Origin of the sequence: Thioclava sp. (assembly GCF_048263065.1) — a bacterium.
Taxonomy (GTDB): Bacteria; Pseudomonadota; Alphaproteobacteria; order Rhodobacterales; family Rhodobacteraceae; genus Thioclava.
In genome coordinates this window covers 112,978-127,844 of record NZ_JBLXEM010000006.1, presented here as the reverse complement: position 1 = coordinate 127,844, position 14,867 = coordinate 112,978, and the positions used below count along the sequence as shown (strand labels likewise).

General features: G+C 60.8%; 17 protein-coding genes and 1 other RNA gene. 10 read left to right on the top strand and 8 right to left on the bottom strand.

Going from position 1 to position 14,867, the window contains the following annotated elements; all coding sequences use genetic code 11:
• The first annotated feature begins 1 nt into the window (after window position 1).
• Together ACN0SD_RS10610 and ACN0SD_RS10605 are read left to right on the top strand one after the other, a co-directional pair.
• Window positions 2-709, top strand: a complete 708-nt coding sequence (locus tag ACN0SD_RS10610) for a hypothetical protein (protein WP_417808216.1) — start codon at window positions 2-4, stop codon at window positions 707-709.
• Window positions 706-1,392 carry an N-acetylmuramoyl-L-alanine amidase gene (locus ACN0SD_RS10605; RefSeq protein WP_417808215.1) on the top strand — a complete coding sequence of 229 codons (687 nt, stop codon included), beginning with the start codon at window positions 706-708 and terminating at the stop codon, window positions 1,390-1,392. The genes ACN0SD_RS10610 and ACN0SD_RS10605 overlap by 4 nt, the downstream gene beginning before the upstream one ends.
• Window positions 1,393-1,736: 344 nt before the next feature.
• Here ACN0SD_RS10605 and ACN0SD_RS10600 read toward each other — a convergent pair whose 3' ends face one another.
• Entirely contained in the window at window positions 1,737-2,192 is a 456-nt protein-coding gene (locus tag ACN0SD_RS10600) for a hypothetical protein (protein ID WP_417808214.1), read from the bottom strand.
• 339 nt (window positions 2,193-2,531) lie between these two features.
• Window positions 2,532-2,966, bottom strand: a complete 435-nt coding sequence (locus tag ACN0SD_RS10595) for a hypothetical protein (protein ID WP_417808213.1) — start codon at window positions 2,964-2,966, stop codon at window positions 2,532-2,534.
• A gap of 189 nt (window positions 2,967-3,155) precedes the next feature.
• Between ACN0SD_RS10595 and ACN0SD_RS10590 the strand changes: the two genes are divergently transcribed.
• The 4 genes from ACN0SD_RS10590 (at window position 3,156) to ACN0SD_RS10575 (ending at window position 6,154) form a co-directional block, all read left to right on the top strand.
• Window positions 3,156-4,358, top strand: a complete 1,203-nt coding sequence (locus ACN0SD_RS10590; RefSeq protein ID WP_417808212.1) for an MFS transporter — start codon at window positions 3,156-3,158, stop codon at window positions 4,356-4,358.
• 42 nt (window positions 4,359-4,400) lie between these two features.
• Window positions 4,401-4,825, top strand: an RNA gene (gene rnpB, locus ACN0SD_RS10585) — RNase P RNA component class A.
• 154 nt (window positions 4,826-4,979) lie between these two features.
• Window positions 4,980-5,363, top strand: a complete 384-nt coding sequence (locus ACN0SD_RS10580; RefSeq protein ID WP_417808211.1) for a DUF302 domain-containing protein — start codon at window positions 4,980-4,982, stop codon at window positions 5,361-5,363.
• Between the two features lie 80 nt (window positions 5,364-5,443).
• The gene (locus ACN0SD_RS10575) at window positions 5,444-6,154 is read left to right on the top strand and encodes a DUF533 domain-containing protein (protein ID WP_417808210.1); all 711 of its coding nucleotides are present in this window, start codon (window positions 5,444-5,446) and stop codon (window positions 6,152-6,154) included.
• Window positions 6,155-6,214: 60 nt separating this feature from the next.
• Here ACN0SD_RS10575 and ACN0SD_RS10570 read toward each other — a convergent pair whose 3' ends face one another.
• Window positions 6,215-7,276, bottom strand: coding sequence for a bifunctional transcriptional activator/DNA repair enzyme AdaA (locus tag ACN0SD_RS10570; protein WP_417808209.1), 1,062 nt, complete (start codon window positions 7,274-7,276; stop codon window positions 6,215-6,217).
• Window positions 7,277-7,470: 194 nt separating this feature from the next.
• Between ACN0SD_RS10570 and rpmG the strand changes: the two genes are divergently transcribed.
• On the top strand, window positions 7,471-7,638 hold the full coding sequence (gene rpmG / locus ACN0SD_RS10565; protein ID WP_028719409.1) for a 50S ribosomal protein L33: 168 nt from the start codon (window positions 7,471-7,473) through the stop codon (window positions 7,636-7,638).
• A 52-nt stretch (window positions 7,639-7,690) separates the two neighbouring features.
• On the opposite strand, the gene ACN0SD_RS10560 is transcribed toward rpmG, so the two are convergent.
• A complete protein-coding gene (locus ACN0SD_RS10560; protein ID WP_417808208.1) occupies window positions 7,691-8,755 on the bottom strand; it encodes an AbrB family transcriptional regulator in 1,065 nt (354 codons plus the stop codon).
• A gap of 269 nt (window positions 8,756-9,024) precedes the next feature.
• On the opposite strand from ACN0SD_RS10560, the gene ACN0SD_RS10555 reads away from it, so the two are divergent.
• Window positions 9,025-9,588 (top strand): gluconokinase, encoded by a 564-nt coding sequence (locus ACN0SD_RS10555; protein ID WP_417808207.1) that lies wholly within the window; start codon window positions 9,025-9,027, stop codon window positions 9,586-9,588.
• An 18-nt stretch (window positions 9,589-9,606) separates the two neighbouring features.
• Here ACN0SD_RS10555 and ACN0SD_RS10550 read toward each other — a convergent pair whose 3' ends face one another.
• Window positions 9,607-10,662 (bottom strand): ornithine cyclodeaminase, encoded by a 1,056-nt coding sequence (locus ACN0SD_RS10550; protein ID WP_417808206.1) that lies wholly within the window; start codon window positions 10,660-10,662, stop codon window positions 9,607-9,609.
• Window positions 10,662-11,588 (bottom strand): arginase, encoded by a 927-nt coding sequence (rocF, locus tag ACN0SD_RS10545; RefSeq protein WP_417808205.1) that lies wholly within the window; start codon window positions 11,586-11,588, stop codon window positions 10,662-10,664. The genes ACN0SD_RS10550 and rocF overlap by 1 nt, the downstream gene beginning before the upstream one ends.
• A gap of 118 nt (window positions 11,589-11,706) precedes the next feature.
• On the opposite strand from rocF, the gene ACN0SD_RS10540 reads away from it, so the two are divergent.
• Window positions 11,707-12,138 (top strand): Lrp/AsnC family transcriptional regulator, encoded by a 432-nt coding sequence (locus ACN0SD_RS10540; RefSeq protein ID WP_417808204.1) that lies wholly within the window; start codon window positions 11,707-11,709, stop codon window positions 12,136-12,138.
• A gap of 71 nt (window positions 12,139-12,209) precedes the next feature.
• Window positions 12,210-12,842 (top strand): DUF3047 domain-containing protein, encoded by a 633-nt coding sequence (locus tag ACN0SD_RS10535; RefSeq protein WP_417808203.1) that lies wholly within the window; start codon window positions 12,210-12,212, stop codon window positions 12,840-12,842.
• On the opposite strand, the gene ACN0SD_RS10530 is transcribed toward ACN0SD_RS10535, so the two are convergent.
• Window positions 12,808-13,506 (bottom strand): DUF2161 domain-containing phosphodiesterase, encoded by a 699-nt coding sequence (locus tag ACN0SD_RS10530; RefSeq protein WP_417808202.1) that lies wholly within the window; start codon window positions 13,504-13,506, stop codon window positions 12,808-12,810. The two genes, ACN0SD_RS10535 and ACN0SD_RS10530, sit on opposite strands and share 35 nt — an antisense overlap.
• 51 nt (window positions 13,507-13,557) lie before the next feature.
• Complete coding sequence (locus tag ACN0SD_RS10525; protein WP_417808201.1) at window positions 13,558-14,802, bottom strand: Hsp70 family protein; 1,245 nt, start codon at window positions 14,800-14,802, stop codon at window positions 13,558-13,560.
• Window positions 14,803-14,867: the final 65 nt, after the last annotated feature.

The following is a 14,867-nucleotide window of genomic DNA, read 5'->3' as shown; positions in this document are numbered from 1 at the left end:
TATGATGCGCGCATTTGCAGTTCTTGGCGGCGTTTTGGCCCTTGCGGGCTGTGTGACGTCGATGCCCGATTCCGGCCCCGAGGCGCAGCGCGAAGCGCAGCTGCGCGGTCAGGCCATCGTGCCGCCCTCAGCGCAAGGCGTTCTGCCAACTGCGCCGGGCACTAACCCTTCGCCCTATGGCGCGCCGCTCAATGCGACGGGTACGGCGATGCCGGGCTCGACCGATGCGCTTTCGGCCCCTTCAATCGATGCCACGGGCACGATTGGATCTGATCCAAGCGTGTCCGCCCCCGCAATGTCGGGAAGCGCAGGGACTTCGATTGGTGCGGATGCGATGGCGGCACTGCAACAGACGGCGCCCGCAGGCGATACGATGAACGCCACGAGCGGGTCGACCTCGATGGCGTCAAGCTTGCCCGCCGCGCCCATTGCGGCGCAGCCGATCATGAACAATGACGCATCAGGGCCAAACCTTGCGGCTTATGCGTTATCGGTGTCCAACCGTCCGGGCGAGTCCGTGTATAAGCGCGGCGGAATTCACCTTACCTCGACCGGCAAGGCTTGCGCGAAATATATCTCGGCCGATCAGGCGCAGATTGCGTTTCTAGCCTCGGGCGGGCCGCAGCGCGACAAGCTGAATCTTGATCCCGATGGTGATGGCTTTGCCTGTAGCTGGGATCCGACGCCGTTTCAGACAGCGCGCCAGTGAGCCTTGCGCTGCCTTCGCCCAATTTCGGTGAGCGGCGGGGCGGTGCGCGCCCCGAATTGGTCGTAATCCACTACACCGCGATGCCGGGATTTGGCTCGGCGCGCACGCGACTGTGTCTGCCCGAGGCCGAGGTCTCGGCGCATTGGCTGATCGGCAGCAATGGTTTGGCCGAGCAACTGGTGGCCGAGGAAATGCGCGCCTGGCATGCCGGAGCGGGTCAATGGCGGGGCTGTGACGATGTAAATTCCCGCTCTATCGGGATCGAGTTGGACAATCTGGGCGAGCGCCCGTTCCCCGAGCCGCAGATGGCTGCGCTAGAAGACCTGCTGGGCGGCATCATGACGCGCTGGGCGATCCCGCCTGAAAATATCATCGGCCATTCCGACATGTCACCGGGGCGCAAGATCGATCCCGGTTCGCGGTTTGATTGGCAACGTCTGGCGCGTCAGGGCCTGTCGATCTGGCCCGAGTCGCGCGGCGCGCCTGCGCCTGATGGCGACACGTTCTGCGCGCTGGCGCAAAGCTTTGGCTACGCAGATATGGGACTGGATCTGTTGCTCGCGACGTTCCGTTTGCGGTTCCGCCCACGCCATGATGGGCCGCTGGATCGCACGGATATGGCCCTGATGGCCGATCTCGCGATGCGCTTTGGTGATGACGGGGGCGCTTGGCGGTCAAGTTAACGCCTGTGCAATAGCCCCAGATCGTTGCCTATTAAGAAAGGCCGGGGGACATTGCCTTGCCGCATTCCGGGACTTTGGACACGAGAAAGTGCCAGAGATTTTTTCGTCGGGGCGCCTTGTTCGAGATCTATGATCGCGCGCATTGCAACGAATGGCAGGTTTGAGCCCCATCGTGTCCGATGCCGCGCATTGCACGAATGACCGTTATCATGAAAGTTGCCCAAAACCTTCAACAACTACATGGGTTTTGAACGGGGTTTTTGGCAGCGTAGATCGGCGTGGTTTTTGCCTGTGCCAAAAACGAGCGTTTTTGGAAGGTCCTGTGTGCCGGGTAGATTTGAAGTTCAGTTTCTTTCAATAGGCGCGATACTAGACCAGCCATTTTGCGGAATGTCCTGAGACAAAATGTCTGATGGCCGCGTTTCAAGTCCGCCTTTGCCAACGATCTGAAAGCCCCGTTCCATGTCGATCGCCAAGAGCGGCCAGTGCCGCTTTTGTTCAGCGAGTTTTACAACGAAGATGTTGGGCGTAACCCATTCACAAAACGGCCGCGACCAACAGTGAATGCTCCATGCAGCCAAATGGCCTGCAATCTTGGGTGTACCATTATAGAAGCCACCCCACGCTACGCCGCCCATCTCATTCATCATTGTGACTTCCTCAATGTTGAAAGCCACTGCGAAGAATTGGCCATCAGGACTAATTACTGTCTGGTCACGGGTCCACGGAGAAAGTTGTTTTTTTGGCCTGAGATCGTCCAGATTGAGACTTAGGGGTAGCCCGTCGATAATTTTGCACACTGCCACTACCTCCTGATCCAACGCGTACTTATAATTTTGCCTGACAGAAAGGGTTCGACTGCACCACCCCCTGCACGATGTTCCAAAAACCACCGTTTGTTGAACTGTTCGCGGAACCGGACTTTGGGGCACTTGCAGCGAAGGTCTGAAAGGTCCGCACAGCAGGCACGCTGGTCGCATTGCGCTCTCGCAGATTTCTGGTTGTGTCAGCACTGCCTCCAGTCTTTCCCGCCTTGTAACGTATCAGCCCAAGAAGGCCCTCAACACGGTCGAGGATCGCGCGCTGTGGGTCGGGTTCGGGACTGAACTCGACCCATTCGTGTTCTCTTGCCCAGGCACTTACGGGCGCAAATAGGCGTAGCCCTGACCTTGCAACTCCATCAGATATACCGCGCCCGAGGGCACAACCTCGGCCTCTTCCATCATCGGCGGGGCTTTGCCCTGATGGCGTGTCATTCCGGCAATCGTGTTGGCGCAGGCGCGAAAGTGGATCGGCTGTTCCATCATCGCCATTTCTTCGATCCGCGCCCTCACTGGCGAGGTGTCAGAACGCAGCATGTGCAAACCGGGGCCATAGGTGACGATCTCCACACTCACCTTTTCGCCCTTCTCCTCATAGTATTTGATGATATTTTGCGCATTGTTCAAAGCGATGTTCATCGTTTTCGGATCTGCCTCATCGACCTGAATAGCAACTTTCTGCTCGGCAAAGGCCGGCAACGCCCAAATCATCGCCGCGAGCGCAAGCCCGAGGCGGGTTCCTCCCATAATCATGTGACTCTCCCTTTCACATTCTGGATCTTCAGCCTTGTCTGAGCGTTTGCGAATTGCAACAAAAACCAATGAATTTCGATCACCCATTCGTGAATGGCCCTGCTGCCCCGCCGCGCCAAGTTGAACGCTTGGGCGTGCGCGCGCGCCCCGCGCTCAACCGATCGCCCAAATTTCCGGAGAGTTTTTCGTATGAAGTCCTTTTATGCCGCCTCCAGATTGCGCCAGCTATTTGGGTTCCCCGGCACGGTTTTCGCTTTTTTTACCGTGATGCTGGGCACTACTGTGCCAACTCCGCTTTATCCGCTGTATCAAAAAGAATTCGGGTTTTCCGAGCCGATCATCACGGTGATTTTCGCGGTCTATGCGGTGGGTGTGATTGGCGCGCTGTTGGGCATGGGGCGTTGGTCGGATCAGATCGGGCGGCGACCGATGTTGCTTGCTGGGCTTGGCTGTGCGGCGCTGAGCGATGTGATCTTGGCGCAGGCGGACGGGCTAAGCTGGCTGTTGTTGGGGCGGTTGATCTCGGGGATGTCGGCGGGGATCTACACCGGTGCTGCGACCGTTTCGGTGATCGAACTGATGCCAGAGCGCTGGCGCGCCCATGGCCCGCTTGTAGCGGTTGCCGCCAATCTGGGCGGGCTGGGGTTGGGGCCGCTATTTGCCGCGCTGATCTTGCAAGACGTGCCTGACCCTCTGATTGCGCCCTACCTTAGCCATCTGGTGCTCGCGGTGATCGGCGCAGTTTTCATCGTGATCGCGCCCGAAACAGTGCGCAAACCGACCCACCCGCAGTTGCGCATGCAGCGCCTAGAAGTGCCGCCCGAGGTTCGCCCGGTCTTTGTGCCCGCCGCCACGGCGGCCTTTGCGGGATTTATGGTCGCGGGGTTCTTCACGGCCGTTTCCCCCGCGTTTCTGGGCGAGGTTCTGGGGCGTCACAGCGCGATTCTGGTCGGGCTGGATGTGGCCTCTTTCCTGCTTATGGCGGTGTTGGGGCAGGTGTTGTTGCCGATCTTTCCGCCCCACCGCCGCCTGCCCATCGGGGTTGGTCTGCTTTTGGCGGGGGTGTTGGTCTTGGGCGTCGGGCTTGGAGGGGCGCTGTTATCGGTAATTATCGTTGGGGCGATGATTGCTGGCGTGGGGAACGGGTTGGTGCTGCGTGCCGGGCTGGGCCGGGTCGCGCAGGCTGCACCCGTTGACGAACGCGCCGCCGTCACCTCGACTTTCTTCACGGTGTCCTACGTTGCGTTGTCGCTGCCAGTGGTCGGGGTTGGCGTGGCCAGCGCGGTCTTCGGGCTTTACGCCAGCGCGATCGGCTTTGCGGGGGTCGTCGCGCTGCTGTGCCTGATCACGCTGGTCTTGCTGGCACGCGAGACACGGACGGCACGCGCTTAGGCGATTGACCCGCTGCGTGCGATTGCCTATCTGCAGCCATGCGCGGATGGCCGGATGACCGCGAGTGCCCATAGCTCCGTTTCTGCGGACAGCTGGGTGCCCGAGGAAAGTCCGGACTCCATGAAGTGACGGTGCCGGGTAACGCCCGGGCGGGGCAACCCGACGGAAAGCGCCACAGAAAACAAACCGCCCAATCGGTTCGCTTCGGCGGATCTTGTGGGTAAGGGTGAAACGGTGGGGTAAGAGCCCACCGCGGGGCTGGTAACAGACCTGGCATGGCAAGCCCCACCGGGAGCAACGCCGAATAGGGATCGTGCGCCGCCCCAGCAATGGGTGACGGCAGGGGAACTTCGCCCCGAGCGGTCCGGGTTGGCGGCTGGACCCTGCGAGCAATCGTAGGGCGAGAGGAATGGTCATCCAGAGGGGCAACCCTTGGACAGAATCCGGCTTACAGGCCATCCGCGCGTATTTTCATGGCTTTGAGACTTAGGGCGTTCGCCTGCCTGCGCGCCTTGTTCTGTGCGCGAATGTAATCGCACCTCTGCGCGAGCGGACCTTTCCTTTTTGCCCCGGAACCCAAGCTGCAAGAGTAGAGTTATAAAACCTTCAGGAGGAGCGAACATGACTTATACGATCGACAAGACGCTGGACGGAGATTTCGATGCAGTCGAGGCGCAGGTGCGCGCAGCTTTAGCCGATGCAGGCTTTGGTGTACTGACGGACATCAACATCGCGGCCACGATGAAGGCCAAGCTGAACGAAGACATGGCGCGCTACAAAATCCTTGGCGCATGCAATCCGAAACTGGCCTTTACCGCGATCCAGCACGAGCCGAAAATTGGCGCGATGCTGCCCTGCAACGTGATCCTGCGCGAGGTCGACGGCGGGGTCGAGGTGTCGGCCGTAGATCCGGTGGCGTCGATGCAGGCGGTCGAAAGTGACGGGCTTGCCGACGTCGCAACCAAGGTTCGCGCAATGCTCAAGGACGTCATCGCTGCACTTTGACCCGATATAGCGTTTTTGCTGGCCTTTCGGGGGATCACACGCAAGACTGGCGCGAAGGTAACTTAACTCGGGAGGCTGACATGAGCTTCGTCAAGACATTGGCAACGTTGGCGGTGGGCTTTGCCGCTGCAAAAGGCGCGCAGAAATTCACCCAGATGGGCGGCATGCAGGGCATGAAAGACGCCCTTGGCAGCGCCGGACAACCCGGCGGCGTGGCCGATCAGATCGGCGATATGGCCGAAAAGATGGGCGTGCCCGGCGGCAAAGAGGGCGTGCGCGATATGTTTTCCAAATTCGGCACGCAAGCGGCTTCGGCGACAGGCGCGGCAGAGGCGGGCCTTGGTTCGTTGATGGGCGCGCTGACGGGTGCAGCCAAGACGGGCGCAGGCGGTCTGGGTGACATGCTGAGTGCCATCACGGGCGGCACTGCGGCAGGGCCCGCGATGGAGGATCAGGCCAAGCTGATGATCCGCGCGATGATTCAGGCGGCCAAGGCCGATGGTTCGATCGACGATCAGGAACGCACGACGATTCTTGATCACCTGTCGGATGCCTCCGATGATGAAATCGCCTTCGTGAAATCCGAGCTCGACGCCGAGATCGACGTTTCGGGGCTGGCCCGTGACACAGCTGAAAATATGAAAGCGCAGGTCTATTCCGCCGCGCTGATGGCGATCACCGTCGATACCGAGGCCGAAAAGCAATACCTCGCCAACTTGGCGGCGGCGCTTGGGCTGGAAACTGAGAAAGTGGCGCTGATCCATCAGTCGATGGGCAAGCCGCTGGCCTGAACGGCGCGATGGCATTGGGACGCGGGTCGGGGCAAAACGCCTTGGCCCGCATCTTGCGTTTTAGGGGATGGCGGTTTTGAAGCTGCGCTCGATCTCGATCAGGCGCTGCTTGCGCCACAACCCACCGCCATAGCCTGTCAGCGACCCATCCGCGCCGATCACTCGATGGCAGGGCACCATCAGCGCGATCTGATTGGCCCCGTTGGCGCGCGCCACGGCACGGGTGGCACTGGGGCGGGCGATGGCTTGGGCAATTTGGGCATAGCTGCGGGTCTGACCTGCGGGAATGGTGCGCAACGCGTCCCAGACATCGCGCGCAAAAGCCGAGCCATGCTGTGCCAGCGGCGTCGTGAAACGCGCGCTGCGGCCAGCGAAATAGTCCGCCAGTTCTGTCTCGGCCTGATCGGTCGGGGCAAACCGCCCGATCCCAATCCCGCCCGGCGCTGCTGCGTTCAGATTTTTCAGCTCCGCAGGCAGCGCCTTGCGGTCGAGAAATTCCAGCAGATGCAGATGAGTCGCGCTGCTCACGGCGATCATGTCTCCCAGCGGCGTTTCGATCCAACTGACGCGCAAAACGGCATCTTTGGTCAGGGCGCTCGGGGCAGATCCCAGCAGCCGCGCAAAGGCCGCGCGAAAGGCGCTGGGCGACTCAAAGCTGGCCTGATGCTGGGCGCTGATGACCTTGCCGCCCTGTCCAAGCGTTTCGAACCCGTCACGCAGGCGGCGCTGGCGGGCCATGTCCAGAAATGTCATCCCAAAATGACGCTTAAAAGCGCGCCGCACGGTCGACAGATCATAGCCCATCTGCGCGAGATCACCCTCACGCCAGCGCCGCGCGGGATCGGCGTCGAGGGCTGCAAGAAGCGCGGCGATTACCGGCTCGGCGCGGGCGGCGGCTTGCATCGGATGACAGCGTTTGCAGGCGCGAAACCCGGCCTCAAGACAGGCCCCGATGCTGTCGTGAAAGGTGCAGTTTTCAGACAGCGGTTTGCGCGCAGGACAGGTCAGACGGCAAAAAATTCCAGTGGTCGCAACGCAGACAAACGCCTGCCCGTCGTAGCGCGCGTCGCGCTGTAGCAGGGCGCGATAGAGCGTGGCGTGATCTGGCAAATCAAATAGCATGACATATGCCTAGCACTTGCTTGCGCGCGCGGCTGTCGGAAAACGGGCGTCTATTTCATTTTCTGCATCAAGCAGCGCGGGAAATCTTGGGCGCGCACCGGGTTTTGGTGTTGACTCCGCAGTCCGTATAGCTAAAAGGCGGGCTTCAAGGATTCCGCGGGCGCGCCGATGTGCCCGGAGCTAGGAGAATTAAAATGGCGAAGCCGACGACGATCAAGATCCGTCTGAACTCGACGGCGGGCACCGGGCACTTCTATGTGACCAAGAAGAATGCCCGCACCATGACGGAAAAAATGGCCGTGAACAAATACGATCCGGTCGTGCGCAAGCATGTTGAATACAAAGAAGGCAAGATCAAGTAAGATCGCCTTTCATGGACTATCGCAGGGCCGTGCTTTTCAGCGCGGCCTTTTGCTATTTGCGCGAAAGGTAGCGCGCCAGTGCAGGACCCGCGATCAGCACTAGCAGGAACCGCCCGATCTGCATCGCCATCACAAACGGAATATCCACTTGCGTGCCAGCCGCGATGATCGCCACTGAATCCGCACCGCCCGGGCTGGTGGCCAGATAGGCCGTTACCGGCTCAATCCCCGCAAATCGCACCAAGAGCGCCGCAAATCCCGCACATAGCGCGATCAGCGTCACGATCATGCCCAGCACCAGCGGCAACACCCGCGCGGCATGGCGCAGCACCTCGCGCGAGAAGCGCATCCCAATGCCCCAGCCGACAATCGCATAGCTGAGCGCCAGCACAGGCTGCGGCAAGGCTATGTCGCCCAGCCCGCTAAGATTGTAGATCATCCCGGCGATCAGCGGCGTCAGCAAGCCGCCTCCGGGCACTTTCAGCCGCCAACCCAGCAGCCCCGCGCCAATTGCCAGCGCTAGTGTTTTGGCGATATCAAGCGTGTTTAGCGTGGTCTCGGGTGGCGCGGCGATCACTGTCTGACTTGGCGTGATGCCAAAAATCTTGACCACCGCCGTCGCGGCAATCGCACAGCAGGCCACGCGCAAATACTGCATCATCGCAACCAACCGCATATCGGCGCCATAGCTATCTGACATCAGGGTCATCACCGTCGCAGCCCCCGGTGACGAGCCCCAGATCGCCGTGGTGCCGGGTAGCATACCGCTGCGCGAGAGCAGCCAGCCAAGGCTGCTCGCCCCCAGCACTGTCGACAGAATTCCCATCGCGAAAATCGGCCAGTCGCGCGCGATCTCGGGAAACAGTTCGGGCGGCAATTTCGAGGCCATCATCATGCCCACCACGCTTTGCGCGACGATGAAAACAATGCGCGGGATTGCCACGCCAGCGCCGCTCCCCGCCATCGCAATCGCCACGATCATCGGCCCCAAAAGCAGCGCCGCCGACAGATGCGCGCGCCCCAGAACCAACGCCAACACGCTGGAGCCGAGGATCAGCACGACCCAGCGCAGCGGCGCAGGCCATGTCGCAGGATGGGGCAACAAAGGGGCGGGCATGTATGTGCAGTCATTTAGGCGTTTCGCATGTCAGATAGCACAGTTGCCCCGCGCGCCAATGGTAGAAATTCGCACCGGAGATGACGTTGCCCGCTGGGCCCAGTGGCAAAGTTTTCCGAGCTTCCTCGAAATTTTTCGTGCCTTTTTCGTTCGCTGATCTATTTTTTTATCTAATATGCAAATGTGGTCAATGCCTTGAGTTTGACCAAGGCAAGTGGCTACACGAGTTCAATCAGCATGGGCAGCATTGCAAATCTGGGACGTGGAAAATGGCTTCGAATTCAAGATGCTCAATTTCGTCAATGCTCGTGATGGGCGTTTGCGGCACGGGCAAAACCAAGATTGCCGAGGGCGTTGCACAGGCATTGGGCGGGCAGTTTCTGGATGCCGACGACTATCATTCGCCGGAAAATTTGGCGCACATGGCCTCGGGGCTTCCTCTGGATGACGCGATGCGACGGGACTGGCTTGACCGGGTGTCTAACGAGGTGCTCCGGGTCGGCATGTTGACCCGGCATCCTGTTGTCTTTGCATGCTCGGCATTGAAAGAGGCCTATCGCGACCGGTTGCGCAGCAATCTTGGCGCAATGCGCATCGTGCATCTGACTGGGGCACGACCGCTGATTGCGCAACGTCTGGCGCAGCGACCAAACCATTTTATGCCGATTGGCCTGCTTGACAGTCAACTGGCGGATTTAGAGGCCCCGACGCCAAGCGAGAACGCGCTTGTTTGCGACATCGCGCAGTCGCCCGAGCAGATCATCACCGCGATTTGCCACCAGTTTGAAGAACAGTTCGCGATCAAGCGCGATGAAAGCGGCGCACCCGTTTGACGGGGTGCGCCTGTCGCCTCACGCCGCGCGGGTCAGCATGCCAAACAGATCGCGCGTGTCATCGGGGTCAGCCAGCAGATCAAGCGGCTGATAGAAATCGCTGCCCTTGATCCGGTCATGGATGTAGCGTAGGGCGCTGAAATCCTCGATTGCGAAGCCGACGGAATCAAACAGCGTGATCTGTTTGGCATCGCGCCGCCCCTCGGCCTCGCCGCGCATCACTTGCCACAACTCGGTCACGGGATGATCTGCGTCGAGTTGCTGGATCTCACCCTCGATCCGGGTTTGCGGCGGGTACTCCACGAAAATATCCGAGCGGGTGAGGATATCGCGATGCAGCTCAGTCTTGCCGGGGCAATCGCCGCCAATTGCGTTGATATGCACACCCGCGCCGACCATGTTATCGGTCAGGATCGTCGCGCATTGCTTGTCGGCGGTGCAGGTGGTGATGATCTGCGCGCCCTCTACGGCTTGCGCGCCCGAGGTGCAGGGCGTGACGTCAAAGCCCTGCGCGCGCAGGTTGCGCATGGCTTTCGCGGTCGCCGCAGGGTCAATATCATACAGGCGCAGACTTTTGATTCCGCAGATCGCGCGGAACGCTAGCGCCTGAAATTCGCATTGCGCGCCATTGCCGATCATCGCCATCACGGTTGCACCTTTTGGCGCAAGATGTTCACCCACCAGTGCCGAGGTCGCCGCCGTGCGCAGCGCCGTCAGCACTGTCATTTCCGACAGCAACAACGGATAGCCCGTCGCGACCGACGACAGCACGCCAAAGGCCGTCACTGTCTGACGCCCGGTGCGCCCGTTCTTGGGGTGGCCGTTGACATATTTGAAGCCGTAATTCTCGGCGTCCGCCGTCGGCATCAACTCGATCACGCCCTCTTGCGAATGGCTGGCGACGCGCGGGGTCTTGTCAAATTCCGGCCAGCGGCGAAAATCCTGCTCGATATACTCAGAAAGCTCGCGCATCACCTGCTCGGGACCGATTGAATTCACCAACCGCATCATGTTGGCGACAGAGACGAAGGGCACAAAGGCCAGTGCCGAAGGGGTAGGGGCGTGCGAGGTCATCAATAGCTCCGGGTCATGCGGTCAAGAACGCGGCGGCCAAACAGGCTGGCAGTGAGGTCGCGGATCAGTTTCGCGGTGCGCCCGCGTTCGTCGAGAAACGGGTTCAGCTCGACCAGATCGAGCGAGGTCACAAGGGCGCTGTCGCATAGTTCCTCCATGATCAAATGCGCCTCGCGAAAGGTCGCGCCGCCGGGCACGGTGGTGCCCACGGCAGGCGCGATGGCAGGGTCGAGGAAATCTACATCAAAACTGACATGCAGCAACCCGTTGGCAGCGCGCACCCGCGCTAGAAATGCGCGCAACGGGGCCAGCACGCCGGTTTCGTCCAGCGCGCGCATGTCATGCACCTCGACGCCGGTGGCCGTGATGCGGTCGCGTTCTTCTGGGTCGACCGAGCGGATGCCCAGCATGCAAATATTGGCCGAATCGACGGCATGTTTCAGCGGCGGATAGGCATCAAACCCCGGCTGAGCGGTGAAATAGGCGACCGGCGTGCCATGCAGATTGCCGCTGGTCGTGGTGTCGAGCGTGTGCAGATCGGGATGGGCATCAAGCCAGAGCACGAACAATGGGCGGTTCAGGCTGGCCGCATGCGCCGCGATGCCGCTAACGGTTCCCGCCGCCATCGCGTGATCGCCGCCCATGAAGACGGGCAGGTCGTGAGCGCGCGCAGCGTCTTGTGCGGCTTGCGCAAGGATCGTGATCCAGGCTCGGGTCTCGGCCAGATCATGGATCGCGGGGTTGGCATGGGGCAGCGGTGTTTGCGGGGCAATCGCCAGATCGCCCAGATCAGTGACGGTCCAATCGAGATCGGCCAGCGCGTGCGCCAACCCTGCCGTACGCAACGCCGCCGGTCCCATCACACAACCCGGCTGCGAAGCGCCGGTTTGAATAGGGGCGCCGAGAAGTGAACAGGTTTTTTTCATCGTTATCTCCCTTGTTACGCGCCAAGATGGAGGAGATTTCTTACGGTTTCGATTGGCAATTTGCGCGAAACGAAGGTATTAATAATCAAATTGAGTATTCATTTATGCGAAGTGAGCAGTGAACGAAACGCCCAGCCATATCGACCGCGCGATCATCGCTGCCTTGCGTCAAGATTCACGGGTCTCGGTGACCGAGTTAGCGCATAAAGTCGGAGTCTCGCGCACCACCGCGCGGGTGCGGTTGCAATCGCTGATGGAGAACGGACGGATACGCCGCTTCACCATAGAGACCGATATCGACGCCGAGGGGCAGGTGCGCGCGATTACGTTGGTACAGTTGCAAGGGCGCATGTCGCGCACCGTGATCCGCGCGCTACATCGTATTCCCGATGTTTCGACGGTTTACGCCACCAATGGCAACTGGGATTTGGTGGCTGAAATCCGCACCGACTCCTTGGCGAATTTTGACCGCGCCCTGCGGGAAATCCGCGAAATTCCCGGTGTGCAGAATAGCGAAAGCTGCCTGCTATTGGCGCCCGTTGTAGGTTAAGCTCGACGTGAGCAAGTGATCGCAAAAGCACAGGCCAACGTACCTCCTCCCCGACACGCAAGGAGATCGCAATGAAACGTATACTGGCTGTAACGCTGGCAATGATGGTGCCGGGTCTGGCACTGGCGCAACCCTTCGGAAACTGGAAAGAGCAGCGCTTTTCGTTGTTTTCCGGCAATAAATGGAACCAATCGGCAGATGGCGTTTCGGTGGTGTCCGACGGGGCTGTTTCGCTGATCTGGACGGCGCTGCCCCTTGCGCAGGGCGACGCGCGCAAAGCGTCATGGCGTTGGTCCGTAGATCAAAGCGTGCCCGCGACCGATCTGTCTCAAAAGGGCGGGGATGACCGCAATCTGTCGCTGTATCTCGTGTTTATGCCCGAAGACGTGGCCACGAAAAATCGCAACGCCTCGATCCGTAAGCTGCTAAGCGTCAAGGAAGCGCGGGTGTTGATGTATGTCTGGGGCGGCGAGCATGCGCGCGGCGCGGTGCTGCCCTCACCCTACCTTGGCGCGCGTGGCAAAACGCTGATCATGCGCAAGGCGGGCACAGGTGCGCATCGCGAAAACGTCGATCTGACGGCGGATTATGCCAAGGCGTTTGGTGGGGCGAAAACCACGCTCGTCGGGCTGGCTGTTTCGGCTGATAGCGATGATACAGATAGCACGCTCAGGGCATCTCTGGCGGGGTTGCGGCTGCAATAACCGCCAGTTCGGCGGCATGTTCTATCAGCGCGGCGTCCCCCTTGGGAGAGAGCGCATAAAGCCCGCGCGCGGGGTGATCGAACCAGCCGTAATGATCGGCGCGCATCAAGGTAGCGGCGCGCATGACGCCGGTGGCGCGGGCAAGATCGGCGGGTTTTGCGGCGCCATTCGTGCCCAGATAGGCGGCACAGCGCAGCGCGTCCTGGCGATAGGCCGTCATGCGTTTGGTGCGCGTTGTGCCCGCCACATTCGGATCACCCACCCGGCGTTCAAACTCTCGCAGCAGACGGGTGGCGGCCTTGCGGTTCTTGCGCGGCGTGTGATCGCCGGGATCAAGATGCGCCTCGATCTTTGCGCGCGCCACATCCACCGCCAGCAGACCCAGTCCAAGGCGACGACACAGCCGCGCGATGTCTTTGTAGCGCAGCTTCCAGCCGCGTTCCGACGACACCGGAACGGCAAGATAGACCAGATCGCTATGGGTTTGGCGCTCGATCCCCTGAAAGATCAGTGCCAGCGAGAATGTCGTCTTCAGCTCGACCACGAGGGGCGGTTCATCTCCGCGCCGCGCCATCACATCGCAGGCACCGATTTCTGCTTTGACCTCATAGCCTTGAGCTTCAAGATAGGTCTTTATGGGCGGATATAGATCGGCCTCGCGCATGTCCCCTCCAGCTGGCTGCGCCCTAGCCATAACGCAAAGATGCGCGCTGATCTATCCGCGCAGGGCGGTCGCGCGCGCCAGCCCGTCCACGACGGCGGTAAAGGCATCGGCGCGGTCCTGCGTGGCGTGGGGGAACAGCGCTTGCGCCTCTTGTGAAATCATCCCCATCAGGCTGGAACCTCCCACGAGGATCACCACGTCAATCTGGCCCGCGTCAACCTGCGCGAGGGTAAGCGTTTGCGCCATCGCCGCGCGCAGATCGGGGCGATACACCTGCAGCGCCGCGTTCAGAGAGCCCGGCGTGATCGGTGCGTTCAATCGAGGTTCGATAAAGCTCATCGCGATCTCGCTTGCGGCTGCGCCATTGGCCTCGATCTTGCCGCGCTCGACCGCGAAAGCCAGCGTGTGACCTAGATGATCCTCAATCACCTTTTCCAGACGCCGCATTTTGCGTGGCTCGCTGGAGTGTTTAACCATGTCTTCCACCGCGCGTTCGGTGTCGCGGGTATAAAGGAACGGGATTTTGGCCCAAGTGGAAAGATCGACATAAATCGCATTGGGAACGGGAAGCAGCCCGGTGCCAAAGCTGCGCTTGAGCGTGCCGCCATGCCCGAGATGGGCCATCACATGCGCCATCGACACGGCCTGATCGAAATCGGTGCCGCCAAGGCGAATACCGTGGCTGGCTAGCACCTCAATTCGCGGGCCGTGGCTACGAAACACCGTAAAATCCGAGGTGCCGCCGCCGATATCCACGATCAGCCCGATCTCGCCCGCCGCGCCGCGGCTTTGATAGGCGAGGGCCGCGGCCTCGGGTTCAAACTGAAAATCGACCGACTTGAATCCAGCTGCCAGATAACAGGCGCGCAGGTCGTCTTGCGCACGGGTATCGCGGTCGGGATCGTTGGAATGGAAATGCACGGGGCGACCAGAAAGCGCATGCGGGAGCGGCTCGCCGACCTGTGCCTCGGCGCGCGCCTTTATCTGCGTCAGAAACGCCGTGATGATTGAGGCCAGCGTGCGCCGTTTTCCCCCGATCAGGCGCGATTCATGCAGCAAGGGCAGGCCGAGCACACTTTTGAGCGCGCGCATATAGCGCCCCTCATCCCCCGCCATCAGCGCTTGTGCCGCCGCCGTGCCGATCAGCATTTCGGGTTCATCTGCGGGGAAGAATACCGCCGTGGGCAATGTCAGCGCGTTGTGTTCGATGGGCAGATGGCGCACGCGGCCCTTATCGAGGATCGCGGCAGCCGAATTGGAGGTGCCAAAGTCGATAGCAAGCGTCGGGGCGGTCATGTTCAGCGGCCTCATCAAAAAGCGGAGCCTGCGCGGCTATCCAATTTCGCCCGGCGCTGCAAGGC

What these genes read in the sequence shown, in the direction of transcription:
- ACN0SD_RS10610 (WP_417808216.1), top strand. Translation starts at nt 2, where the DNA reads ATGATGCGCGCATTTGCAGTTCTTGGCGGCGTTTTGGCCCTTGCGGGC.
- ACN0SD_RS10595 (WP_417808213.1), bottom strand. Translation starts at nt 2,966, where the DNA reads ATGATTATGGGAGGAACCCGCCTCGGGCTTGCGCTCGCGGCGATGATT.
- ACN0SD_RS10590 (WP_417808212.1), top strand. Translation starts at nt 3,156, where the DNA reads ATGAAGTCCTTTTATGCCGCCTCCAGATTGCGCCAGCTATTTGGGTTC.
- ACN0SD_RS10580 (WP_417808211.1), top strand. Translation starts at nt 4,980, where the DNA reads ATGACTTATACGATCGACAAGACGCTGGACGGAGATTTCGATGCAGTC.
- ACN0SD_RS10575 (WP_417808210.1), top strand. Translation starts at nt 5,444, where the DNA reads ATGAGCTTCGTCAAGACATTGGCAACGTTGGCGGTGGGCTTTGCCGCT.
- ACN0SD_RS10570 (WP_417808209.1), bottom strand. Translation starts at nt 7,276, where the DNA reads ATGCTATTTGATTTGCCAGATCACGCCACGCTCTATCGCGCCCTGCTA.
- rpmG (WP_028719409.1), top strand. Translation starts at nt 7,471, where the DNA reads ATGGCGAAGCCGACGACGATCAAGATCCGTCTGAACTCGACGGCGGGC.
- ACN0SD_RS10560 (WP_417808208.1), bottom strand. Translation starts at nt 8,755, where the DNA reads ATGCCCGCCCCTTTGTTGCCCCATCCTGCGACATGGCCTGCGCCGCTG.
- ACN0SD_RS10555 (WP_417808207.1), top strand. Translation starts at nt 9,025, where the DNA reads ATGGCTTCGAATTCAAGATGCTCAATTTCGTCAATGCTCGTGATGGGC.
- ACN0SD_RS10550 (WP_417808206.1), bottom strand. Translation starts at nt 10,662, where the DNA reads ATGACCTCGCACGCCCCTACCCCTTCGGCACTGGCCTTTGTGCCCTTC.
- rocF (WP_417808205.1), bottom strand. Translation starts at nt 11,588, where the DNA reads ATGAAAAAAACCTGTTCACTTCTCGGCGCCCCTATTCAAACCGGCGCT.
- ACN0SD_RS10535 (WP_417808203.1), top strand. Translation starts at nt 12,210, where the DNA reads ATGAAACGTATACTGGCTGTAACGCTGGCAATGATGGTGCCGGGTCTG.
- ACN0SD_RS10530 (WP_417808202.1), bottom strand. Translation starts at nt 13,506, where the DNA reads ATGCGCGAGGCCGATCTATATCCGCCCATAAAGACCTATCTTGAAGCT.
- ACN0SD_RS10525 (WP_417808201.1), bottom strand. Translation starts at nt 14,802, where the DNA reads ATGACCGCCCCGACGCTTGCTATCGACTTTGGCACCTCCAATTCGGCT.